The sequence below is a fragment of the Microbacterium ureisolvens genome (assembly GCF_015278315.1).
Taxonomy (GTDB): Bacteria; Actinomycetota; Actinomycetes; order Actinomycetales; family Microbacteriaceae; genus Microbacterium; species Microbacterium ureisolvens.
Window position 1 is genome coordinate 300,594 of record NZ_JADIJE010000001.1, and the last position, 21,510, is coordinate 322,103.

General features: G+C 70.8%; 21 protein-coding genes. 5 read left to right on the forward strand and 16 right to left on the reverse strand.

The window, feature by feature from the left end:
• Positions 1-84 precede the first annotated feature (84 nt).
• Positions 85-2,610: an ATP-dependent Clp protease ATP-binding subunit gene (locus IM767_RS01250; RefSeq protein ID WP_109209601.1), complete on the reverse strand. Its 2,526-nt coding sequence runs from the start codon at positions 2,608-2,610 to the stop codon at positions 85-87.
• Between the two features lie 210 nt (positions 2,611-2,820).
• Between IM767_RS01250 and IM767_RS01255 the strand changes: the two genes are divergently transcribed.
• From IM767_RS01255 to IM767_RS01265, 3 genes are read left to right on the forward strand one after another with little or no spacing between them, the layout of a single operon-like run.
• Positions 2,821-3,447 carry a hypothetical protein gene (locus tag IM767_RS01255; RefSeq protein ID WP_109209602.1) on the forward strand — a complete coding sequence of 209 codons (627 nt, stop codon included), beginning with the start codon at positions 2,821-2,823 and terminating at the stop codon, positions 3,445-3,447.
• The gene (locus tag IM767_RS01260; protein WP_109209603.1) at positions 3,447-4,055 is read left to right on the forward strand and encodes a hypothetical protein; all 609 of its coding nucleotides are present in this window, start codon (positions 3,447-3,449) and stop codon (positions 4,053-4,055) included. Before IM767_RS01255 ends, IM767_RS01260 begins: the two co-directional genes overlap by 1 nt.
• On the forward strand, positions 4,052-4,282 hold the full coding sequence (locus tag IM767_RS01265) for a helix-turn-helix domain-containing protein (protein ID WP_109209604.1): 231 nt from the start codon (positions 4,052-4,054) through the stop codon (positions 4,280-4,282). The genes IM767_RS01260 and IM767_RS01265 overlap by 4 nt, the downstream gene beginning before the upstream one ends.
• 45 nt (positions 4,283-4,327) lie before the next feature.
• Here IM767_RS01265 and IM767_RS01270 read toward each other — a convergent pair whose 3' ends face one another.
• The 3 genes from IM767_RS01270 to IM767_RS01280 all read right to left on the reverse strand — a co-directional run bounded on the left by IM767_RS01270 (position 4,328) and on the right by IM767_RS01280 (position 7,098).
• Complete coding sequence (locus IM767_RS01270) at positions 4,328-5,059, reverse strand: hypothetical protein (RefSeq protein WP_109209605.1); 732 nt, start codon at positions 5,057-5,059, stop codon at positions 4,328-4,330.
• A 129-nt stretch (positions 5,060-5,188) separates the two neighbouring features.
• Positions 5,189-6,655, reverse strand: coding sequence for a cardiolipin synthase (gene cls / locus IM767_RS01275; RefSeq protein WP_109209606.1), 1,467 nt, complete (start codon positions 6,653-6,655; stop codon positions 5,189-5,191).
• Between the two features lie 251 nt (positions 6,656-6,906).
• Positions 6,907-7,098 (reverse strand): hypothetical protein, encoded by a 192-nt coding sequence (locus tag IM767_RS01280; RefSeq protein ID WP_109209607.1) that lies wholly within the window; start codon positions 7,096-7,098, stop codon positions 6,907-6,909.
• Positions 7,099-7,305: 207 nt separating this feature from the next.
• On the opposite strand from IM767_RS01280, the gene IM767_RS01285 reads away from it, so the two are divergent.
• Positions 7,306-8,667 carry a DUF4192 family protein gene (locus IM767_RS01285; protein ID WP_109209608.1) on the forward strand — a complete coding sequence of 454 codons (1,362 nt, stop codon included), beginning with the start codon at positions 7,306-7,308 and terminating at the stop codon, positions 8,665-8,667.
• Positions 8,668-8,735: 68 nt separating this feature from the next.
• On the opposite strand, the gene lysS is transcribed toward IM767_RS01285, so the two are convergent.
• The gene (gene lysS, locus IM767_RS01290; protein WP_109209609.1) at positions 8,736-10,268 is read right to left on the reverse strand and encodes a lysine--tRNA ligase; all 1,533 of its coding nucleotides are present in this window, start codon (positions 10,266-10,268) and stop codon (positions 8,736-8,738) included.
• Between the two features lie 182 nt (positions 10,269-10,450).
• On the opposite strand from lysS, the gene IM767_RS01295 reads away from it, so the two are divergent.
• Entirely contained in the window at positions 10,451-11,683 is a 1,233-nt protein-coding gene (locus IM767_RS01295; RefSeq protein ID WP_109209610.1) for an MFS transporter, read from the forward strand.
• Positions 11,684-11,774: 91 nt separating this feature from the next.
• Here IM767_RS01295 and IM767_RS01300 read toward each other — a convergent pair whose 3' ends face one another.
• From IM767_RS01300 to ftsH, 11 genes are read right to left on the reverse strand one after another with little or no spacing between them, the layout of a single operon-like run.
• The gene (locus IM767_RS01300) at positions 11,775-12,569 is read right to left on the reverse strand and encodes an MBL fold metallo-hydrolase (protein WP_109209611.1); all 795 of its coding nucleotides are present in this window, start codon (positions 12,567-12,569) and stop codon (positions 11,775-11,777) included.
• 24 nt (positions 12,570-12,593) lie between these two features.
• Positions 12,594-13,439 carry a pantoate--beta-alanine ligase gene (gene panC / locus IM767_RS01305; protein ID WP_109209612.1) on the reverse strand — a complete coding sequence of 282 codons (846 nt, stop codon included), beginning with the start codon at positions 13,437-13,439 and terminating at the stop codon, positions 12,594-12,596.
• A complete protein-coding gene (locus tag IM767_RS01310; protein ID WP_109209613.1) occupies positions 13,436-14,149 on the reverse strand; it encodes a Rossmann-like and DUF2520 domain-containing protein in 714 nt (237 codons plus the stop codon). The genes panC and IM767_RS01310 overlap by 4 nt, the downstream gene beginning before the upstream one ends.
• Positions 14,146-16,023 (reverse strand): PH domain-containing protein, encoded by a 1,878-nt coding sequence (locus tag IM767_RS01315; RefSeq protein WP_198425579.1) that lies wholly within the window; start codon positions 16,021-16,023, stop codon positions 14,146-14,148. The genes IM767_RS01310 and IM767_RS01315 overlap by 4 nt, the downstream gene beginning before the upstream one ends.
• Positions 16,020-16,604, reverse strand: a complete 585-nt coding sequence (locus tag IM767_RS01320; protein WP_109209614.1) for a PH domain-containing protein — start codon at positions 16,602-16,604, stop codon at positions 16,020-16,022. The genes IM767_RS01315 and IM767_RS01320 overlap by 4 nt, the downstream gene beginning before the upstream one ends.
• Positions 16,546-17,043 carry a DUF3180 domain-containing protein gene (locus tag IM767_RS01325; RefSeq protein WP_109209615.1) on the reverse strand — a complete coding sequence of 166 codons (498 nt, stop codon included), beginning with the start codon at positions 17,041-17,043 and terminating at the stop codon, positions 16,546-16,548. The genes IM767_RS01320 and IM767_RS01325 overlap by 59 nt, the downstream gene beginning before the upstream one ends.
• The gene (folK, locus tag IM767_RS01330; RefSeq protein ID WP_194398780.1) at positions 17,040-17,594 is read right to left on the reverse strand and encodes a 2-amino-4-hydroxy-6-hydroxymethyldihydropteridine diphosphokinase; all 555 of its coding nucleotides are present in this window, start codon (positions 17,592-17,594) and stop codon (positions 17,040-17,042) included. Before folK ends, IM767_RS01325 begins: the two co-directional genes overlap by 4 nt.
• A complete protein-coding gene (folB, locus tag IM767_RS01335) occupies positions 17,591-17,986 on the reverse strand; it encodes a dihydroneopterin aldolase (protein ID WP_109209616.1) in 396 nt (131 codons plus the stop codon). Before folB ends, folK begins: the two co-directional genes overlap by 4 nt.
• Positions 17,959-18,792 (reverse strand): dihydropteroate synthase, encoded by an 834-nt coding sequence (gene folP, locus IM767_RS01340; RefSeq protein ID WP_109209617.1) that lies wholly within the window; start codon positions 18,790-18,792, stop codon positions 17,959-17,961. The genes folB and folP overlap by 28 nt, the downstream gene beginning before the upstream one ends.
• Positions 18,789-19,379, reverse strand: coding sequence for a GTP cyclohydrolase I (folE, locus tag IM767_RS01345; RefSeq protein ID WP_109209618.1), 591 nt, complete (start codon positions 19,377-19,379; stop codon positions 18,789-18,791). The genes folP and folE overlap by 4 nt, the downstream gene beginning before the upstream one ends.
• Before the next feature lie 9 nt (positions 19,380-19,388).
• Entirely contained in the window at positions 19,389-21,395 is a 2,007-nt protein-coding gene (gene ftsH / locus IM767_RS01350) for an ATP-dependent zinc metalloprotease FtsH (RefSeq protein WP_109209619.1), read from the reverse strand.
• Between the last annotated feature and the right edge of the window lie 115 nt (positions 21,396-21,510).

Genomic DNA, 21,510 nt, shown 5'->3' on the forward strand with positions numbered 1-21,510 from the left:
AACGGGAGGGAACGCCGCCGAAACGACGAAGACCGGATTCCGCGACACAGGGTTGCGGCATCCGGTCTTCGTGCGAGTCAGGGGTTACGCGTTGGCTGCGAGGTCCGGCGTGGCGGTGATCTCGCCGCCCTGGACGACACCGACCGCGACCTTCTCACCGCGCGGGCCGTGCTCGAACACGAACTCGCCGTTCTGGGCGTCGACCTTCACGTGGTCGCCCGCGTCGAGCTCGCCGTGCAGGATCTTCTCCGACAGACGGTCCTCGATCTCGCGCTGCATCGCACGACGCAGCGGCCGGGCGCCGAGCGCGGGGTCGAAGCCGATCTCGATCAGCTTGTCCTTCGCGGCATCCGTCAGCTCCACCGTCATGTCGCGGTCGAGCAGGCGCTCGCCGAGGCGCTTCGTGAACAGACCCACGATCTGGCGCAGCTCGTCCTTGTCGAGCTGCGGGAAGACGATGATGTCGTCGACGCGGTTGAGGAACTCGGGCTTGAAATTGCGCTTGAGCTCCTCGTTGACCTTGCCCTTCATCCGCTCGTAGGTCGTGCCGCTGTTGCCCTCGACCTGGAAGCCCACCGGGCCTCCGGCGATCGCCGACGAGCCGAGGTTCGTCGTCATGATGATCACCGTGTTCTTGAAGTCGATGACGCGGCCCTGACCGTCGGTCAGGCGACCCTCTTCGAGGATCTGCAGCAGCGAGTTGAAGATGTCGGGGTGGGCCTTCTCGATCTCGTCGAAGAGCACGACCGAGAACGGCTTGCGGCGCACCTTCTCGGTGAGCTGGCCGCCCTCTTCGAATCCGACGAATCCGGGAGGGGCACCGAACAGTCGCGACACGGTGTGCTTCTCACCGAACTCCGACATGTCGAGGGAGATCAGCGCGGCCTCGTCGTCGAAGAGGAACTCCGCGAGGGCCTTGGCCAGCTCGGTCTTTCCGACGCCGGTGGGGCCGGCGAAGATGAACGAGCCCGACGGGCGCTTGGGGTCCTTCAGACCCGCGCGCTGGCGGCGGATCGTCTTGGAGAGGGCGGCGATCGCCTCCTCCTGGCCGATCACGCGCTGGTGCAGCGCCTTCTCCATGAAGACGAGGCGGCTCGACTCCTCCTCGGTCAGCTTGAAGACCGGGATGCCGGTGGCCTGGGCGAGCACCTCGGCGATCAGGCCCTCGTCGACCACCGCGTGGGAGGCGACGTCGCCCGAGCGCCACTGCTTCTCCAGGCGCAGGCGCTCGGCGAGGAGGGACTTCTCCTCGTCGCGCAGCGACGCGGCCTTCTCGAAGTCCTGGCCCTCGGAGGCCTGCTCCTTCTGCTCGCGGACCTTGGCGATCTTGTCGTCGAACTCGCGCAGCTCGGGCGGGCTCGACAGGATCGACAGGCGCAGGCGCGCGCCGGCCTCATCGATCAGGTCGATCGCCTTGTCGGGAAGGAAGCGGTCCGAGATGTAGCGGTCGGCGAGGTTGGCAGCCGCCACGATCGCGCCGTCGGTGATCTGCACCTTGTGGTGCGCCTCGTAGCGGTCGCGCAGCCCCTTCAGGATGTTGATCGCGTGGGGCAGGCTCGGCTCGGCGACCTGGATCGGCTGGAAGCGGCGCTCGAGCGCGGCATCCTTCTCGAAGTGCTTGCGGTACTCGTCGAGCGTCGTCGCGCCGATGGTCTGCAGCTCGCCGCGCGCGAGGAGCGGCTTGAGGATCGACGCGGCGTCGATCGCGCCCTCAGCGGCGCCGGCACCCACCAGGGTGTGGATCTCGTCGATGAAGACGATGATGTCGCCGCGGGTGCGGATCTCCTTGGTGACCTTCTTCAGGCGCTCCTCGAAGTCACCGCGGTAGCGGGAACCGGCGATGAGCGAGCCCAGGTCGAGCGAGTAGAGCTGCTTGTCCTTCAGCGTCTCGGGCACGTCGCCCTTGACGATGGCCTGCGCGAGACCCTCGACGACTGCGGTCTTGCCGACGCCGGGCTCGCCGATGAGGACGGGGTTGTTCTTGGACCGGCGCGACAGGATCTGCATGACGCGCTCGATCTCCTTCTCGCGCCCGATCACCGGGTCGAGCTTGTTGTCGCGCGCGGCCTGCGTGAGGTTGCGACCGAACTGGTCGAGCACCTGCGAGCCTCCCTGCGTGGTGCCCTGGGTCTGCTCTCCCGCGCCGCTGGCGACGCCGGCGGGCTCCTTGCCCTGGTAGCCCGACAGCAGCTGGATGACCTGCTGGCGCACCTTGTTCAGGTCAGCGCCGAGCTTGACGAGCACCTGGGCGGCGACGCCCTCGCCCTCGCGGATCAGGCCCAGAAGGATGTGCTCCGTGCCGATGTAGTTGTGGCCGAGCTGCAGCGCCTCGCGCAGCGACAGCTCGAGCACCTTCTTGGCGCGGGGCGTGAAGGGGATGTGGCCGGTCGGCTGCTGCTGACCCTGGCCGATGATGTCCTGCACCTGCTCGCGCACGGCGTCGAGCGAGATGCCGAGGCTCTCGAGCGCCTTCGCTGCGACGCCCTCGCCCTCGTGGATGAGACCGAGCAGGATGTGCTCGGTGCCGATGTAGTTGTGGTTCAGCATCTTCGCCTCTTCCTGGGCGAGGACGACCACACGACGGGCACGGTCGGTGAATCTCTCGAACATCGTTCACTCCTCCGGGGCACCCCGGTGCGGTGATGCACGTCTGGCGCCTTACATCGAGGGTAACGAGACGGTCGGGAGCGTACGGCCGTGTTCGCCGTGGGCATAGCGCGCCGGTGCCGACATTCGATGAGGACGGATGCCTTGCGCCGAGGCATCCGTTCCCTTATCGTTTTTCGATAACAACGTTTATCGATATGGAAGGAGCGTGGGATGAGCGACATCCAGCGGACCCACGTCACGCGGGCGGAGGGCATCACCTTCGGGCTGATCGCCACGGGCGCGGTCAGCGTCGCGATCGCGGCGCTGGTCGCGATCATCCAGGGGGCCGTCTCGCTGTTCGGCAGCGACGTCACGGTGCGCATGCCGGTCACCGGAGGCGACGTCACGGGGCTCGAGGGCGTCCCCGACATCACCGCAGCGCAGTACGCGTCCGCCGACGTCACGTTCCTGTCGCTGCCCGCCGGTGCGAGCTGGCTGCTGTTCCTGGAGGTGGCCCTGCCCGCCCTGGCGACGATCGGCGTGTGCGCCGTCGCGTGGTGGCTCGGTGTGTCGCTCATCCGCGCGCGGCCGTTCCGCCGGACGATGTCCACCGCGATCGGCGTGGCCGCATGCCTCGTCATCGCCGGCGGAGGGTTCGGCCAGCTGCTCGGGGCGATCGGACGAGCCGTCCTCGTCGAGGATCTCGCGTCGACCTCCCCCGAGGTCACCGACACCTTCTGGGTGTTCCTCGTCGAGCTGAACCTCGCGCCGGTCGGCTGGGGCTTCGCGCTCGCACTGGTCGCCGCGGCTTTCGCGGTGGGCTCCAGCCTGCAGCGCGACACGGAAGGACTCGTGTGATGCTCGAGACGACGAAGAAGGAGCGCAGCGACATCGTGGCGACGCTCGTCACCGCCGGCGTGGTGGGCGCGATCGCGCTCATCGCGTCGGTCACCCGGTGGCTCGAGACCTTCACCCTCGACGGGGTCTCCGTCGCCGTGCCGTTCGCCGGGGTCTCCGCGGATTTCGCGCCGGCCGACGGCCTGCCCGTGACGACGGTGCAGGTGACCGAGGGCGAAGTCGTCGCCGAAGGGGTCAACGCGCTGTCGACTTTCTCGCTCGGCGCGTCGATCATCCTCGGCGCCGCCGTGTGGATCGCCGTCATCGCCCTGTTCGGAGCGCTCGGACTCCGGTTCCTCCGCGGCCGGTTCTTCGATCCGTCGAACCCTCGACTGCTCGACGCGGCGGCCTGGACCATGCTCGGCGGCGCACTCGCGGTCTATTTCCTCGAGACCCTCGGGCGAAACGGGGTGCTCGCCGCCGCGGGGCTGGCGGACTTCCTGCCGAGCTCCTGGGCGCTCACGGCATCGTTCATCCCGGTCTGGATCGCCGCCATGGTCATCGGCTTGATCTCGGTGGCGTTCCGCCGCGGCATCCGTCTGCAGCGCGACACGGAAGGACTCGTGTGACCCCCGCCGACGACGACGGCCCGAGCGGCGTCCACTGCCGGCTCGACGAGCTGCTCGAGGAGCGGGGCATGACCCTCACGCGCCTGGCGGAGCTGGTCGGCGTCTCGGTCGTCAACCTGTCGATCCTCAAGAACGACCGCGCCCGCGCCATCCGCTACTCGACGCTGTCGGCGATCTGCCGCGCGCTGGATTGCGAGATCGGCGAACTGCTCGTGCGCGCCGACTGAGGCGATCCCGGATGCCGCGGGCCGCGGCATCCGGGATCTTCGTCGTCAGTCGTGGCCGATGATCGGGATCCGGACGTCGTCGAACTCGGCGCCGGTGAGGATCGCGAACACCTCGGCGTCGTCGTCGACGCCGCTGACCTGTGCGACCACGCCGCGCGGGACCATGTCCATCGTGCAGGCCTGGTCCGCGGGCGGCGTGGTGAAGGTCACGGTCACTTCGGAGCCCGAACCCTCGACGTTCTCGATCACGGCGGGACACGTCGACGAACCCCACGTGAGGATCACGAACTGGCCGTCGGCGTCCGTCCAGCCGGCGCTCGGCAGGTAGTCCGTCTCACCGCTCTGGTCGAGGCCGGGCACGGGGTCGAGGTCGGCCTCGCCGGTGTAACCGTCGCCGGTGACCCGGATCTCGAGCTCCTGCGTCGTGTCGGCCTCCTCGGGCAGCCCCACCACCGTCACGCGGGGCACCATGTCCATGGTGCACGCCGTGTCGTCCGCGGGGTTGACGAGCTCGACCTCGAGCACGCCGTCGGCGTACGAGACGTCGCCCGCCGTGGGCACGCACGTCGAGGAGCCGTACGTGACCAGGCCGATCATGCGACCGCCGTCGAGCCAGGCCGCCTCGAGGTCCATGTCGTCGGCGTCGTCGTCGACCGACGGCGACGGCGACGAGGAGTTGGGCCCGGTGCCGGCCGGGCTCGCGCAGGCGGTCAGGAGTCCGGCGGTCAGCAGAGCCAGACCGGCCGCGGCGATGAGTGAACGGGAGCGAAAGGGCATGCGGGCCTCCTCGGTATCCGCGGACGCCGTTCCCGGCATCCGTCCATCCCTATGGTGTCGCAGATCAGCCCGGAATCTCAGCACAACGATCACGCGATGGTCACGATCAGCCGGGAGATCGCCCCACCCTCACTGCAGCGCCGACGTCAGCCGCGCGAGATTGTCGAGGACGGTCGAGCGCAGTGGCTGCTTCTCCCATTCCTCGAGCGTGAGCTCGCGGCTGAGCGAACGATACATGTCCTCGACGGTGCGCATCTGACGGACGAACTCCTCGCCGCGCACGAGCATCGAGATCTCCATGTTGAGACCGAAGCTGCGCATGTCCATGTTGCTCGAGCCCACGATCGCGACCTCGTCGTCGATGGTGAGGCTCTTGGTGTGGAGGATGAACGGCTTCTTGTACATCCAGATCTTCACCCCGGCGCGCAGCAGCGCCTCGTAGTAGCTGCGCTGCGCGTGGTAGACGATCGCCTGGTCGCCCTCTTCCGAGACGAAGAGTTCGACGTGGATGCCGCGCTGACAGGCCGTGGTGATGGCCAGCAGGAGCGCTTCGTCGGGCACGAAATACGGGCTGACCACGATGATCTTCCGCTGCGCTGCGTATAGCAGTCCGGCGAACAGCTTGAGGTTGTTCTGGAACTCGAACCCCGGGCCCGACGGGATGATCTGGCAGTCCAGGTCGCCCGGTCCGCTGGTCACGTCGAACAGGTCGATGTCGTCGGTGAGCACCTCGTCGGTCTCGCTGTACCAGTCGCTGAGGAAGACCGCGTTGACGGATGCCACGACCGGGCCCTCGATGCGCGCCATGAGGTCGACCCAGTGCAGGCCGCGACGGATGTTCTTGCGCAGGTTGTACGTCGAATCGGTGACGTTCTGCGAGCCGGTGAAGGCGACACGGCCGTCGACCACAAGGAGCTTGCGGTGGTTGCGCAGGTCGGGACGCTGGTACTTGCCGCGCAGCGGCTGGACCGGGAGCATCAGGTGCCATTGCGCGCCCATCGCGCTCAGGCGCTTGAGGGTGCGCTTGTAGTGCGGCTTCCCGCGGTTCGCCCAGTGGTCCAGCAGGACGCGCACCGTGACGCCGCGGGCTGCCACCTCTTCGAGCGCGCGGAAGAAGTTGTCGGTCGCGGCATCCGTCTGCAGGATGTAGAACTCGACGTGGACGAACCGCTCGGCCTCTCGGATGGCGTCGGCCATCGCATCGAGGCTCTCCTGGTAGTCGGGGATCAGATTCGCCGCGTTGTCGCCCGCGAGCGGCATGGCGCCGAGGTTGCGGTTGAGGGTGACAAGCGACGTGAACCAGCCCGGGGCGTGGGGGCGCAGCGTTCCGAAATCGAGCGACGCACTGGTGTCGTGGATGTACTCGTTGATGCGCTCCTGCTTGCGGCGCCGCTTGCGCGGCAGCCGGGGGTTGCCGATCAGCAGGAACAGGAACACCCCGATGATCGGGATGAAGTAGATCGCGAGCAGCCACGCCATCGCCGCGGTGGGGCGCCGGTTGCGCGGGACCACGATGATCGCCGTCACGCGGATGACGAGGTCGATGACGAAGACGAGCACCACCCACCACGTCGCGTCGAACGTGATGGTGATCACCGGGCGAGGCCTCTCGACGGACCGGTCGCGCGGATCGGGACGATCGGACCACCGGCGGATGGGACAGTGTGCCCACACTATCGGGGAGGGCCGACGCCGCCCGGCAGCCCGGGCCTCGCGGCGTGGGCGGGGTCTCGGGCGGGCGCGGGCGTCGGTCCGGCGGACGCGATGCCCGGACCGCCGTCAGCGGTCGGCGAGGGCAACGTCAGCGGTCGGCGGGGCCGCCGTCAGCGGTCGGCGGAGGGCAGCCGTCAGCGGTCGACGGAGGCTGCCGGTGCGACCGGCGGGAGTCCGCGCTTCGCGCGCTCCTCGGCCTCGAGCTTCGCGTAGACGCGGCGCTCGGTGCGGTCGGCGCGGATCACGCTGCGCATCACGAAGAAGAAGATCAGCGACACGACGACGGTCGGCAGGAGCGTCCACAGCACCGCGACCCAGTAATCCATGCCTTCCAGGATACGCGGTGCCGATGAAGACTCCTCCCCAGGCAGTGCACGGGCCCGGATTCGGTCGCTGCTCCACAGCCTGGATCGCGTGTTCGGGGCTCACCCCTTCCTCCACAGGTCGGCCCCGGGAGCCATCTCCCGCGGAGTGCGTGGCACGGCGGCGCCCAGCCTCCCCCGCGCGGTCGCCTTTCGGGAGAGTCGTCCTTCATGACCCCCACTGTCGTCAAAGCCGCGGACGCCGCGCAGTTCCTGTCCTTCGTTCCCCGCATGCTCGGGTACCACCCGACGCAGAGCCTCGTCGTGATCCCGTTCGACGGCGGGCGCAGCCTCGGCGCCATGCGGTTCGATCTGCCCGACGGCGACGTCGAGGCTGTCGACCGCGTCGCGGCGACCGTGACCGGCATGGTGTGCCGACTCCCGGACGCCGACGCCGTCGCCGCCATCGCGTACACCGACGCACGATTCGAGGACGAGGGGCGGATGCCGCACCACGAGCTTCTCGCCGCGCTCGAGCGCCGCGCCGACGCGTGCGGCCTGCGCGTCACCGACCTGCTGTGCGTGGCCGCCGACGGCTGGGGCTCGTTCCTCGACGCGGACTGTCCCGTGGAAGGACGACCCCTGGGCGAGCTGGCCTGGAGCGGTCCCGGCGACGTCCCGGAGCCGGACGGCGACCAGTCGACCGGCGCGGACCTTCCCGACGTCTCGGCGGAGGAATGCGAGCTGGTCGCAAAGGCGCTGGACGCGCTCGATCGCGCGGTCTCGGTGCTGTGCGGACCCGACTCAGCGGGCGCTCCGACACAGCGGAGCCCCCGGTCGTCCCGCTCGGCGTTCGGGCCGGCCGCCGATGCCGCGCGCACGGCGGAGAAACCGTCCGACCTGATGCCCGGCGTGACTCGCCCGGGGGCGGGCCCGTCCGACCCGACCGGCGCGGCGGGCACTGCGTCGTCGAGTCGCACTGCCGACCTGGGGCCCGTGCCCGCGCCGGTGTCGGGTTGGACCGAGGACGCGGCATCCGTCACCGCATCATCGGATCGGATCGACCCGCGCGCACTGGCCGCCGTCTGCGGCTTCGACGACCTTCCCGGGTTCTTCGAGGATGCGCTCGCCGTACCGCCCGAGGACGCCGACCCGTACGAAGCGGCCGCGCTGGTCTGGTGCCTGGCCCGGCCGTCGCTGCGCGACGTCGCGCTCGTGCAGTGGAGCGGCGATCTCGCGCAGGGCGATGAGGCGTTCGACGCCCAGCTGCGGTGGGAGTCGGGCGAGGAGTACCCCGCGCACCTGGCGATGCGCATGTGGGGCGAGGGCGACAGGCCGCAGATCGCTCGGCTGGAGACGGCGCTGGCGCGCGCCCGGCATGCGGCCGCTCTCGCACCCCGAGAGCTGCGACCGGGATCGCTCGCGATGTGCGCGTGGCTGTCGTGGGCGCTCGGACGCTCCACACATGCCGCCGCCTATGCGGAGCGCGCCTGCGAGATCGAGCCCGAGCACGGGCTGTCGCAGATCGTGCTCTCGTTCGTCGGCGCCGGGCACCTGCCCGACTGGGCGTTCCGTCGCGCAGGCGCGCGGTGACGCGGGGAACACTCCTCGCAGCCCGCGCGACCCGCGCGGTGAGACGTGGGGTCGCCCCGCAGGTCTCGCTACTTGACCAGCGGGAAGAGGATCGTCTCGCGGATGCCGAGCCCGGTGACCGCCATCAGGAGTCGGTCGATGCCCATGCCCATGCCGCCGGTGGGCGGCATGCCGTGCTCGAGCGCGCGCAGGAACTCCTCGTCGATGCGCATGGCCTCCAGGTCGCCGCGCGCCGCCAGCTTCGCCTGCTCGACGAAGCGGTCACGCTGGATGACGGGGTCGACGAGCTCGGAGTAGCCGGTGGCCAGCTCGAAGCCGCGCACGTACAGGTCCCACTTCTCCACGACGCCCGCGATGGAGCGGTGCTCGCGCACGAGCGGGCTGGTGTCGAGCGGGAAGTCCATGACGAACGTCGGGCGGTGCAGACCCGGCTTGACGAAGTGCTCCCACAGCTCTTCGACCAGCTTGCCGTGGATCGCGTGCGGCGGCAGGTCGACGCCCTCCGCCTCGGCCAGGGCGACGAGCTCCTCGAACGGCGTCTCCGGCGAGATGGTGCGACCGGCCGCCTCCGAGAGCGAGTCGTACATGGAGAGCCGGTCCCACTGACCGCCCAGGTCGTACTCGGTCCCGTCGGCCCACGTGACGGTGGTCGAGCCCGAGATGGCGACCGCGGCGTTCTGGATGAGCTCCTGCGTGAGGTCGGCGATCCCGTTGTAGTCGCTGTACGCCTGGTAGGCCTCGAGCATCGCGAACTCGGGGCTGTGCGTGGAGTCGGCGCCCTCGTTGCGGAAGTTGCGGTTGATCTCGAAGACGCGATCGATGCCGCCGACCACGGCGCGCTTGAGGAACAGCTCGGGCGCGATGCGCAGGTACAGGTCGGCGTCGAACGCGTTCGAGTGCGTGATGAACGGGCGGGCGGATGCCCCGCCATGCTGCACCTGCAGCATCGGGGTCTCGACCTCGATGAAGTCGTGGGAGGCGAACGTCTGACGCAGGCTCTGGTTGACCTTCGCGCGCGCCAGCACCGTCTCGCGCGCACGGTCGCGCACGATGAGGTCGAGGAAGCGGCTGCGGACGCGGCTCTCCTCGCTCAGCTCGGTGTGCAGGTTCGGCAGCGGCAGGACGGCCTTCGAGGCGATGCGCCACTCGCTGACCATGATCGACAGCTCGCCCCGGCGGCTGGAGATGACCTCGCCCGAGACGAAGACATGGTCGCCGAGATCGACGAGCTCCTTCCACGCCTGCAGCGACTCGTCGCCGACGGCCGCCAGCGACACCATCGCCTGGATACGGCTGCCGTCGCCGGCCTGGAGGCTGGCGAAGCAGAGCTTGCCCGTGTTGCGGCTGAAGACGACGCGGCCCGCGACGGCGGCGGTGACGCCGGTCTCGGCGCCGGCCTCGAGATCGGCGAACCGCTCTCGGAGCGCGGGGACGGTGTCGGTGATGGGCACGCTCACCGGGTAGGGTCCGCCCGCGGCGTCGGTCCGCTCCGCGACCAGCCGCTCGCGCTTGGCCAGCCGCACGGCCTTCTGCTCGAAGACGTCGTCTTCGGTCAGCTCTGTCGGCTCGGCGGTCTCGGCGGGCGAGGTCGTGTCGGTCACGGGATGTGCTCCTCGGTGCGGTGTTCTCCGCAGAATGCGGACCCCCAAGTCTATCGGCGGGCGCCTCCGGCCTTTCTGAACAGCCGGTGGCCCCGGCACCGGCCTCCCTTGGCGAGCACCCTGCACGCGAGTAGGGTCGGGGGCGCCCAGGAGGGATCACCTCGACCGGATCGGACGTCGCCATGCCGAGAGCACGTCGCACGATGTCGGATCACGCGGGCTTCTGGGTCGTCGCGGCCGCCTTCACGACCGTCACCGCGTACGCGACGGTGCCGACACCGCTGTACCCGCTGTACCAGGCGGCCGACGACTTCCCAGTGACCGTGGTGACCTTCATCTTCACCGCGTTCGCGGTCGGAGTGGTGTTCAGTCTGTTCCTGATCGGGCACATCAGCGACTGGGCCGGGCGGCGGCGGATGTCGGTGATCGCCCTGCTCGTCTCGGCGCTGGCCGCAATCGTGTTCATCGCGTGGAACTCGGTCCCCGGGCTCATCGTGGCCCGGTTAGTCGACGGGGTCAGCGTCGGCATCATCAGCGCCGCCGCGACGGCTCACCTGGCCGAGCTGCGCGCGCGAGCGCGTCCCGCGGAGCAGCCGGTGGTCGCGGCATCCGTCGCCGGAGCCGCCAATCTCGGCGGACTGGCCCTCGGACCGCTCATCGGCGGCGTCTTCGCCGAGTACGCGCCCGATCCACTGGAGCTGCCGCACGTCGTCTTCCTGGTGCTCTTCATCGCGGCGGCGCTGCTGCTGCGCCAGGTGCCCGAGACGGTCGACACGTCGGCATCCCATCCGGCGTACCGGCCGCAGCGACTGGCGTTCCCGCCCACGTCGCGCGCGGCCTTTGCGGCCGCGAGCACCGGCGCGGCGGCCTCGTTCGCGCTGTTCGCGCTGTTCACCTCACTCGCCCCGACGTTCCTGCACGACACGTTCCACGTCTCGGACCACCTCGTCGAAGGTGCGACGGTCTTCGCGGTCTTCGGGGCGGCGGCCGTCGCTCAGGTGCTCCTCGTCCGCGTCGCGCAGCGCACGCAGCTGCCCATCGCGATCGTGTGCTTCGCCGTCGGCCTCGCGTCGATCGCCGCGGGCGCCCTGATCCCCACGCTCGCGCTCTTCATCGCCGGGGGCGTGGTCGCCGGAGCAGCCGCCGGCATCATGTTCCGCTCGGCGATCGCCGTAGCGGGCTCTCTCGCCGCACCCGACCGCCGGGGTGAGACGCTGGCGCTCCTCTTCCTCATCGCGTACGGCGGGCTGGTCGCACCGGTGCTCCTCGTCGGACTCAGTCTCTCGTTCTGGAGCGAGGCGACGGTCCTGCTCGTCTTCTCCGCCGTTGTGCTCGTGGTGACGCTCGGCGCCGGGGTCGCCATGCGTCGGAGCTCGCTCCCGGCCACCCCGCGTTCGGAGGACCGGGTGCGCTGAGGCCGGCGCCGACGCCTCGGCGGGCCGCGCCGACGGGCCTGGCGAGCCGCGTCGACCGCCTGGCGGGGCCGCGCCGACGGGCGGACTCTGCTCAGGACAGGTCGACGGGTTCCCCCAGCGGCGCCCACCTCACGCGATCGCGCACGTCGCCGGGTGCCGCCTCGAAGACGTCGGCTGCCGCCTCCTCCTGCTGCGAGAAGTGACTCCACCCCTCGACGTGGATCGGCACCGCGACTCCGGGCTGGGCGAGAGCGATGAGCTCGACGGCGTCCTCGGCGTTCATCGTGTACGCCAGCGGCCCTGTCAGCGGGAACTTCACCGCACCGATGTGCACGAGGGCGACATCGGGCCGAAGGCCGCGCGCCGCCGCGCGCAGGGCGCCGTACATCACCGTGTCACCGGTCATCCACAGGCCCGGGCGTGCGGCGCCGTCCAGGGTCAGCGAGAACCCCACGACCGGTCCCACGATCGGGCGGGTGAGCGGCGCACCGTGCCGGCAGGGCGTCGCCGTGACAGCGAGGTCGGGCTTTCCCTCCGCCGTGAGAGTCACCGTGTCTCCGGCTCGAAGCCCGCGGGCGTTCGTGTGGCCGCCCCCTGACGACAGCTGCTTCGCGCCGGCGAGGGTGGTCAGCACCGTTCGCGCCGACGACAGCGCGGCGCGGCCGGCATCGTCGAGGTTGTCGGCGTGGTGGTGGTGGCTGAGCAGCACGACGTCCACCTCGCCGATCGCCTCGGGCGACAGCGCGGGGCCGGCTGTCTTCCGCGAGCTCGTGCCCAGCGCGAACGCGTACGTCCGCCCCGGCGGGTCGAAGGTGGGGTCGGTGAGGATCCGCCACCCCGCCCATTCGACGAGGGCGGTGGGGCCGCCGATCCGTGTGACGCGCATGTCGCCTCCCAGCCGGGTCGGATCTCAGCCGAGGTAGATCTCGGCGTTGTCGATGAATCGGTGCCCCGCCACCGTCGCCGCGATGAGGGCGAGCGCGGGGCCGCTGCTGCCCTCGTCGACCGGCAGGAAGGTCGCGGGGTCCACGACACTCAGGTACTCGAGCCTGATGCGGGGCTCCCCCATGAGCGTCGACTGGGCCGCCGCGATGCAGGCGTCCACTCCGCGATCGGCGTTGGCGGCGGCGGCGTCCAGGGCCGCCGGGAGAAGGACGGCGGCCGCGAGGTCGCGCTCCTCGAGCATGCCCACCCGGGTCGACACCGGCAGGCCGTCATCGCCGCGCACGGTCTCGACGGTGGCGATCTCGACGTCGAAGAACAGGTCGCGCACCATGCGGCGCACGAGGAATACACGCTGCCGGTCGCGCTCGCCGTACACGGCGACATCGGGCCGGACGAGGTGGAGCAGCTTGGCCTCGACGGTGAGGAGCCCGTCGAAGTAGAACGGGCGGGAGCGCCCCTCGTAGCGAAGACCGAGGTCGCCGGCGCTCACCTTCGTGGTCGCCGACCCGTGCGGCAGCAGCTCCGCGGCGTCCGGCGCGAACACCACCTCCACGCCGAGGGACTCCAGCAGCCGGGCGTCCTCATCGGGCGTGCGGGGGTAGGCGGCGAGCTCGGCAGGCGAGGAGAACCGGAGCGGGTTGACGAAGATCGACACCACCACCACGTCGGCGACCTCGCGGGCGCGATGGACGAGATCGATGTGTCCGTCGTGGAGCGAGCCGATGGTCGAGATGAGGGCGACGCGGACGCCGGGATTCGCCGCGCGGACCTCGGCCAGACGGGCGCGCAGCCCGTCGATGGTGCTGATCATCCTTGGATCGTAGCGGTGGGCTCGGCGCCGGGACCGGACCCGGCCTCCGCGAGGGCGTGGTCGATCGTGGTGTGTGCGAGCGCCGACAGGAACGACCCGGGGTGCGGGACGCCCGCCTCTGCCAGGAGCGACGTCGCCTGGTGCACGATCGACCTCGAGAAATCGCGGGCGGTGGCGATCGCCTCGGCGTACGCCGGACGCGCCGCCTCGTCCACCACGACGGGCTCGCACCCGAGCTCGACCGCCAGCGCCTGCGCGATCGGCAGCACCGGGCCGGGCGCGGTGACCGCCGCATAGCCGCTCGTGAGGGCACGCAGGTCCATCGACGTGCCGCTGAACTCGATGGCCGGATGGACCGCGAGGGGGATCGCGCCCTTGGCCATCGCGGGCGACAGGATGCCGGTGCCCCACGCCGGGTCCGTGTGCAGCACGAGCTGCCCCGGCTGCCAGGCCCCGACCTCGGCGAGACCGATCACCAGGCCTTCCAGCTGGTCGTGGGGCACGGCGACGATGACGAGTTCGCTCCGCCGCACCACCTCGGTGGCGTCGAGGACGGGGATGCCCGGCAGGATCGCCTCCACGCGCTCCGGATCGGATCCCGCCGTGATGCCGACGAGCGCGTGGCCGGCCCCGGCGAGCGCCGCACCGAGCACGGGCCCGACCCGGCCGGCACCGATGATCCCGACACCGAGGCGGCCTTCCCGCGTCACGCCTGCTCCTCCGCTCCGGCGCCCTCGGCGCCAGCAGACGGTCCCGTCGCCGCCGGGTGCGCCGACCCGAGCTGGCCGGCCCCCACCGGGGCGCCCGCCGTGGCCACCCCGGACGCCGGCGCCGCGGCGACGGTGAGGGGCGCGGCATCCGTCGCCTCCTCGGCCCAGCGATGCGTACGGTCGATGAGCGCGGCGCGCACCGAGCCGCGCGCGACGTCGTCGAACAGGGCGAGCGCGGTGTCGCGGTCGACGGCGGCGAGGAAGGGTGAGACGGGGCCCGCGACGACGTGGGCGCGCACATTGGTCACCCCGGTGGCCCGGTCCAGGGGGCCCTGGTAGAGCCCGAAGCTCTGCAGCCGCGCCAGGGGCAGGATGACGAGCTTGCGCCACACGACGCCACGGCGCATCAGCAGGACATCGCCGGTGAGGCGGAAGCCGTTGCGGCGGTACGAGAGGGGGCGGATCCACCACGCGCGCCGCGGGGTGTTGGTGAACGTGTCGACCTCACCGGGCCCGAACATGCCCTCCTGCACGATGAGCGCCCGCTCGTCGTCGGGGAGGGACGGCTGGAGCAGCCGCAGCACGCGATCGACGTCGGCCGCGGTGCCGACGGGGAGGACGGTCGTGAACTGGTCGGTCGTGGTGTCGGCGGAGCTGCGACCGGTGAGCCGGTTGATGCGGATGGTCCACCAGCCGGCCGGACGCCACAGGATCGGCTGGGTCACCTCGACGGCGTGGATGCGGCCGGGCGGCACGATCTCGGTGATGGTGGTGAAGAGTCCGAACGTGATCCGCACACCATCGGGGGTGGGGGCGATCGAGTAGCGCAGCGACCTGACGATCGAGCGGATCCAGTACGCCCCGAAGCCGATGATCGCCGGCACGAAGCCGAACAGCATCCAGGTGGCTCCCCGGCTGACGCCCACGACGATCACCACGATCGCGACCAGCAGCGCCACCGTCGACATGCTCAGGACGTGGGATGCCACGAGCCGGCCGACCGGGATGTGCACGACCGATTCGACCTCGGCCACGGGCGCCTCAGGTCCCTCGATCATGCCGGTGATCTCACGGCCGACCGTGTGGCTGAGGGCCGCGACGCGGCCGGGCGCGTGAGCGCCGGCTGGTCCCGCCGGGCCCGCCGGGCCCGCCGCCGTGGCGAGCCGGCGACCGGAAGCCAGGCGGAGGATGTCGGCGCGCACCGCCTCGGCGTTGGACGTCGAGAGGTACTCGAGCTTCACGTTCGCGTCGGCGCCGGCGCCCACGACCTCGAGCTTCGCCATGCCGAGCAGGCGCGCGACCATCGGGCGGGCCAGGTTGACGCCCTGCACGCGGTCGAGGGGTGCGCGGCGCTGGGTGCGGAACAGGATGCCGCTGCGCACCTCGACGTCGTCGTCGGTGATGCGGAACGTGTGGAACCGCCACGACGTGTAGAAGACCGCGACGATCACGATCAGCGCGGCCAGCACCGCGAGCAGGGCCAGCACGTAGAGGTTGTTGGCGATGATGAAGTCGATCGGGTCGCCGCCCGCGTTCTCCCATTCGCCGACCTCGACCCCGATCTCGGGAGCGAGCCACGGCAGGAAGATGAAGACGAGCCGATCGCGGAGGTTGGCCAGGACGATGCCGATGACGACGATCAGGAACAGGCCGCCCCGCAGCAGCGGCGTGAGCGGGTGCAGCCGGTGCCATTCGCCGTCGCTCAGCGGCGAACGCACGAGCTGCGGCGGCGGTGCGCCCGGCGCGGGCGGAGCGTCCGGCGCAGACGGCGCACCCGGCGCGAGCGAAGCGCCCGGCGCGCCCGGTGAGGACTCCGGCGTCGTCGGCTCGGGTGGGATGGGCGGGCCGTCGCTGGGCTCGGGAACCGTGGTCATAGTCCTGTGCGCCGGGCCTCGGCGACCTCGACCAGGTGGTCGCGGAGCGTCTCGGCCGTCGACTGCTCGAGGCCGGGGATGACCACTCCGGTCGCGGCGGCGGCCGTGACGAACTTCAGCTGGGCGATGCCGAACCCTCGGTCGAGCGGCCCGTGCGTGATGTCGATGAGCTGCATGCGCCCGTAGGGCACCGCGACGAAACGCTGCCAGAGGATGCCGCGGCGGAAGACGAGGTCGTCCGCACGCAGCTGGTAGCCGATGGAGCGGGCCTGCCGCGGCAGGATGGCGAGCGTCCAGGCGAGGATCACCGTGAGGATGCCGCCGGGGATCCAGGCCCACAGCTGGTGCATGAGCAGCGTCAGCACGAGGGTCGCCGCGATGACGATCACCAGGAACGACCCCGTCGAGATCAGCTGCACCGTGACGTACTTGGGCGAGATCTGGTGCCAGACGCCGCCTTCCAGTGCGAGGCGGTTCTCGGACCGCGGCTCGACGATCCGCTCGAACGTCGCGCCGCCCGTTTCAGTGGTCGTGGATTCGCGGCTCGAGTCCCGGGTCGTCTCCTCCGGGCTGTTCGTCATCGTCGTCCTTCCGGATCGTGCACAGGTGCTCCGCGACCAGACCGGCGGCGACCAGCAGGGCGCCGCACACGGTCGTCGCGATGACCGTTCCCAACGAGCCTAGCGAGGGTGTGACGGGCCGAGTGGCGAGGAAGATCCACAGCCCGGCGCCGAGGCCGCCGAGCGCCGCACCCACGATGCTCGAGGCCTTGGCGAGCATCGCGATGCGCACCGCCCGGAACGGGTCGACCTTCGCGCCGGAGCTGCCGTGCGTGGCCCGGCGGATCGGGATCGCGAGCCCGACCACGACGGCCCCGAGCAGCACGAGCAGGATCGGCAGCGTCACGGCGGGAGTGAAGGTGGGTCGCCCGGCCGACGTGAGGATCTGATCGACGAGGAAGCCCGCAGCGACGCCGAGGACCGCGGCGACCAGCAGGACGCCGGCTCCGGTGCGCTTCATCGATCCCCTCGCAGTCGCCGCAGCGCCTCATCGACGCGCCCTACGCCGGGCAGCACCGCGTCGGGGTCCACCGCGAGCCACGGGCCGAGCACGAAGTCCCGCTCCGCCGCACGCGGATGCGGCAGCAGCAGGTCGGAGTCGTCGCTGACGACGTCGCCGTAGGCGATGAGGTCGAGGTCGAGCGTGCGGTCCTCCCAGCCGCCCTCGCGCGCCGAGCGCCGCGTCGACCGTTCGCGGCCGTGCCGCTGCTCGATCGTGTGGAGGTACCCGAGCAGCACCGAGGGAGCCAGCCGGGTGGTGAGGATCGCCACCGCGTTGAGGTAGGCCGGGGCCGAGGCATCCGGCCCCTCCGGCTTCATGGCCACCGACTCGATCGGCTCCGACACCCGCACCGCGTCGACGAGCGGCACCCGCGCGAGGTCCTTGATCGCGGCGGCCATCGTCTCGGCGCGGTCGCCGAGGTTGGCGCCGAGGGCGACGACGGCCTCGACGGCCTCCCTCGGGTGACGCTCGGTCTCACCGTCGAAGCCCTGCGCGAAGCGGCGGTTCACGAGCCCACCGTCCAGGCCGGCGACTCGGGTCGGGCACGGCGGATCGTCACCGAGACGTCGGAGAACGGCACCGTGATCGGGGCCTGCGGCTTGTGGACGGTCACCGCCACCATGCGCACGAGCTCGTGAGCGAGCAGGTCGTCGGCGATCCGCGCCGCCACCCCCTCGATGAGGTTGAGCGGTTCGCCCCCGACGAGCTCCACGATGCGCTCGGCGACATCTCCGTAATGCACGGTGTCGGAGACGTCATCGGATGCCGCGGCCCGAGCCGTGCTCACGTACAGGGTCACGTCGACCACGAACTTCTGGCCCTCGCGCCGCTCGTCCTCGAACACGCCGTGGTGCCCGTACGCGCGGACGCCTGTCAGCGTGATCTCGTCGACGAAGTCCATCGGCTCCCTTCCTGCCAGCTGCGCGCCACGATGAGTGCGTCGCGGGTGCCGGCGACATCGTGCACCCGTACCGCCCACGCGCCGGATTGCGCTGCCAGAGCGCTGGTCACGGCGGTCGCGAGGTCGCGTCGGGACTCGTCCGCATCGGCGGGATCCTCGGCCAGTGCCTCGGCGAGGAACCGCTTGCGACTGGTGCCCACGAGCACGCGAGGGCCGAGCCCCGCGAGGCGGTCGAGTCCGCGCAGCATCGCCCAGTTCTGGGCGCCCTTCTTGCCGAACCCGATGCCGGGATCGAGGATGATCCGCGATGGAGCGATGCCGGCGGAGGCCGCGACCTCGATGCGAGTGCGCAGCTCGGCGATCACCTCGTCGACGACGTCGTCGTACTCGGCGCGCGCATACATGTCGGTGGAGTGCCCGCGCCAGTGGCCGAGCACGACGTCGGCGTCGGTGGCGGCGACGGCCGCGAGCAGCTCCGGGTCGGCGAGACCGCCGGACACGTCGTTCACGATCCGCGCTCCCGCCTCGACCGCGGCCGCCGCGGTGGAGGCGTTCATGGTGTCGATGCTGACCACCAGGCCCGCCTCCGCCAGGGCCCGCACGACGGGGAGCACGCGATCCTGCTCGAGCCGGGGCTCGACGCGCTCCGCACCCGGGCGGGTCGACTCGCCGCCGACGTCGAGGATGTCGGCCCCTTCGGCCCGCAGCCGGAGCCCGTGGGCGACGGCGGCATCGGCCTCCGCGTAGCGTCCGCCGTCGCTGAAGGAGTCGGGCGTGACGTTCACGATCCCCATGATGAGGGTCATCCGCGGCCCGCTCCGATCAGCGTGACCAGTTCGGCGCGGGCCGCCGGTTCGGCGAGCTCCCCACGGGCGGCGATGGTCACGGTCGAGGCATCCGGCTGTCGTCCGCCGCGCATCGTCACGCACTCGTGGGTCGCGTCGAGGACCACGAGCACTCCGCGGGCGTCGAGGGACGCCGCGATCACATCGGCGATCTGCTCGCCGAGCCGCTCCTGCACCTGCGGCCGCGACGACAGGATGTCGACGACCTTCGGCAGCGCCCCGAGCCCGACGACCTGCTCCCCGGGGAGGTACGCGAGGTGGGCGTGGCCCCGGAACGGCAGCAGGTGATGCTCGCACACCGACCGGAAGATGATGTCGCGAAGGATGACGGCGCCCGAGGGCAGCGTGTCGGGCGCCGGGCCGCGCGAGACCGAGATGGTGTGCGCGAGCGGGGCTGCGGCATCCGTCCCCACTCCCGAGAAGAACTCGGCGTACGCGTCCGCGACGCGCTCGGGCGTCTGCCTCAGCCCGGGGCGCTCGGGGTCCTCCCCGATCGCCTCGAGCAGCTCGCGGACCAACGCCGCGACGCGTTCACGATCGACGGCCACGGGCCGAGCCTACGCGGTCGCGGGTCGCGCCTGACCGCTCGGGCGGCGCTTGGCCGCCTTCTCGGCGGCCGGCTGCTCGGCCTCGACGCTCGCGGCGAGACCCGCCTCGTCGCGGCGCTGCGGCACATCGACCGGGGGCAGCGTCGACGGCGGGCGCTGCTCGCTCGAGAGCCACTGCGGGCGCGGCGGGAGGCGCTTGACGTCCTTGAAGATCTCGGCGAGCTCGAGGTGGTCGAGCGTCTCCTTCTCGAGGAGCGCCAGCGCGAGCTTGTCGAGCACCTCGCGGTTGGCGTTGATGACCTCGTAGGCCTCGTTGTGCGCCTGCTCGATGAGGTCGCGCACCTGACGGTCGACGCGCTCGGCGATGCGCTCCGAGAAGTCGCGGCCGTGGCCCATGTCGCGGCCCATGAAGACCTCGCCCGAGGACTGGCCGAGCTTGACCGGGCCGATGTCGCCGGTCATGCCGTACTCGGTGACCATCTTGCGGGCGATGTTCGTCGCCTTCTCGATGTCGTTCGAGGCGCCGGTGGTCGGGTCGTGGAACACGATCTCCTCGGCGACGCGGCCGCCCATCGCGTACGTCAGCTGGTCCTGCAGCTCGTTGCGGGTGACAGAGTACTTGTCGTCGAGCGGCAGCACCATGGTGTAGCCGAGCGCCTTGCCACGCGGGAGGATCGTGACCTTCGTGACGGGGTCGGTGTGGTTCATCGCCGCCGCCGCGAGCGCGTGGCCGCCCTCGTGGTAGGCCGTGATGAGCTTCTCCTTGTCCTTCATCACGCGGGTGCGGCGCTGCGGGCCGGCCAGCACCCGGTCGATCGCCTCGTCGAGCGCGCGGTTGTCGATCAGCTGCGCGTTCGAGCGCGCGGTGAGGAGCGCTGCCTCGTTGAGCACGTTGGCCAGGTCGGCGCCCGTGAAGCCGGGTGTCTTGCGGGCGACGACCTCGAGGTCGACGCCGTCGGCGAGCGGCTTGCCGCGGCCGTGCACCTCGAGGATCTTCTGGCGGCCCTTGAGGTCGGGCGCGTCCACGCCGATCTGACGGTCGAAGCGGCCCGGGCGCAGCAGTGCGGGGTCGAGGATGTCGGGGCGGTTGGTGGCCGCGATCACGATGACGTTCGCCTTGGGGTCGAAGCCGTCCATCTCGACGAGCATCTGGTTGAGCGTCTGCTCGCGCTCGTCGTGACCGCCGCCGAGGCCGGCGCCGCGGTGGCGCCCGACGGCGTCGATCTCGTCGATGAAGATGATGGCCGGGGCGTTGTCCTTGGCGTTGTTGAAGAGGTCGCGCACGCGGCTGGCGCCGACGCCGACGAACATCTCGACGAAGTCCGAGCCCGAGATCGAGTAGAACGGCACACCGGCCTCGCCGGCGACGGCGCGGGCGAGAAGGGTCTTTCCGGTTCCGGGAGGGCCGTACAGCAGCACGCCCTTCGGGATGCGGGCGCCGACAGCCTGGAACTTCGACGGGTCCTTGAGGAAGTCCTTGATCTCCTCGAGCTCCTCGATCGCCTCGTCGGAGCCCGCGACGTCCTGGAAGGTGACCTGCGGCATCTCCTTGGTCACGAGCTTGGCGCGCGACTTGCCGAACTGCATGACCTTGCTGCCGCCGCCCTGGGCGCTGGAGAGCAGGAACCAGAAGAGCAGACCGAGCAGCAGGATCGGCAGAAGGAGCGAGATGAAGCCGTCGAACCACGTCGCCCGCGGCACGGCGTCGTTGAAGCCGTCCTTCGGGTCGGCGGCGTTGATCGCCTCGACGACCTCGTCGGCGCGCGCCGAGACGTAGTAGAACTGCACGTCGCTGGCGCCGTCGTACTCCTTGGAGAGCTTCATGTCGACCCGCTGATCGCCGTCGGTGTTGACGACCTCGGTGACGGTCTCACCGGAGAGGAGCTCGAGGCCCTCCTGCGTCGAGATCTGCTTCGCGCCGTTCAGGCTCGAGATGAGCGAGAACCCGACGATGAGAAAGACCCCGATCAGGAGGACGTAGAAGAGCGGGTTGCGGGTGATCTTCTTGAAGTCCATGGCGCGGGCGCGAGCCCGACCCCTTTCGTCGACGTGCCGCCGCAGACAGGAAAACCCCCGTCGACGGTTGAATCAGGGTATCGCGCGCTTCCTAGGCGCTGTCTGTGCATTCGCC

Coding starts and splice junctions, on each gene's coding strand:
- IM767_RS01250 (WP_109209601.1), bottom strand. CDS start 2,610: ATGTTCGAGAGATTCACCGACCGTGCCCGTCGTGTGGTCGTCCTCGCC.
- IM767_RS01255 (WP_109209602.1), top strand. CDS start 2,821: ATGAGCGACATCCAGCGGACCCACGTCACGCGGGCGGAGGGCATCACC.
- IM767_RS01260 (WP_109209603.1), top strand. CDS start 3,447: ATGCTCGAGACGACGAAGAAGGAGCGCAGCGACATCGTGGCGACGCTC.
- IM767_RS01270 (WP_109209605.1), bottom strand. CDS start 5,059: ATGCCCTTTCGCTCCCGTTCACTCATCGCCGCGGCCGGTCTGGCTCTG.
- IM767_RS01280 (WP_109209607.1), bottom strand. CDS start 7,098: ATGGATTACTGGGTCGCGGTGCTGTGGACGCTCCTGCCGACCGTCGTC.
- IM767_RS01285 (WP_109209608.1), top strand. CDS start 7,306: ATGACCCCCACTGTCGTCAAAGCCGCGGACGCCGCGCAGTTCCTGTCC.
- IM767_RS01295 (WP_109209610.1), top strand. CDS start 10,451: ATGCCGAGAGCACGTCGCACGATGTCGGATCACGCGGGCTTCTGGGTC.
- IM767_RS01300 (WP_109209611.1), bottom strand. CDS start 12,569: ATGCGCGTCACACGGATCGGCGGCCCCACCGCCCTCGTCGAATGGGCG.
- panC (WP_109209612.1), bottom strand. CDS start 13,439: ATGATCAGCACCATCGACGGGCTGCGCGCCCGTCTGGCCGAGGTCCGC.
- IM767_RS01315 (WP_198425579.1), bottom strand. CDS start 16,023: ATGACCACGGTTCCCGAGCCCAGCGACGGCCCGCCCATCCCACCCGAG.
- IM767_RS01320 (WP_109209614.1), bottom strand. CDS start 16,604: ATGACGAACAGCCCGGAGGAGACGACCCGGGACTCGAGCCGCGAATCC.
- IM767_RS01325 (WP_109209615.1), bottom strand. CDS start 17,043: ATGAAGCGCACCGGAGCCGGCGTCCTGCTGGTCGCCGCGGTCCTCGGC.
- folB (WP_109209616.1), bottom strand. CDS start 17,986: ATGGACTTCGTCGACGAGATCACGCTGACAGGCGTCCGCGCGTACGGG.
- folP (WP_109209617.1), bottom strand. CDS start 18,792: ATGACCCTCATCATGGGGATCGTGAACGTCACGCCCGACTCCTTCAGC.
- ftsH (WP_109209619.1), bottom strand. CDS start 21,395: ATGGACTTCAAGAAGATCACCCGCAACCCGCTCTTCTACGTCCTCCTG.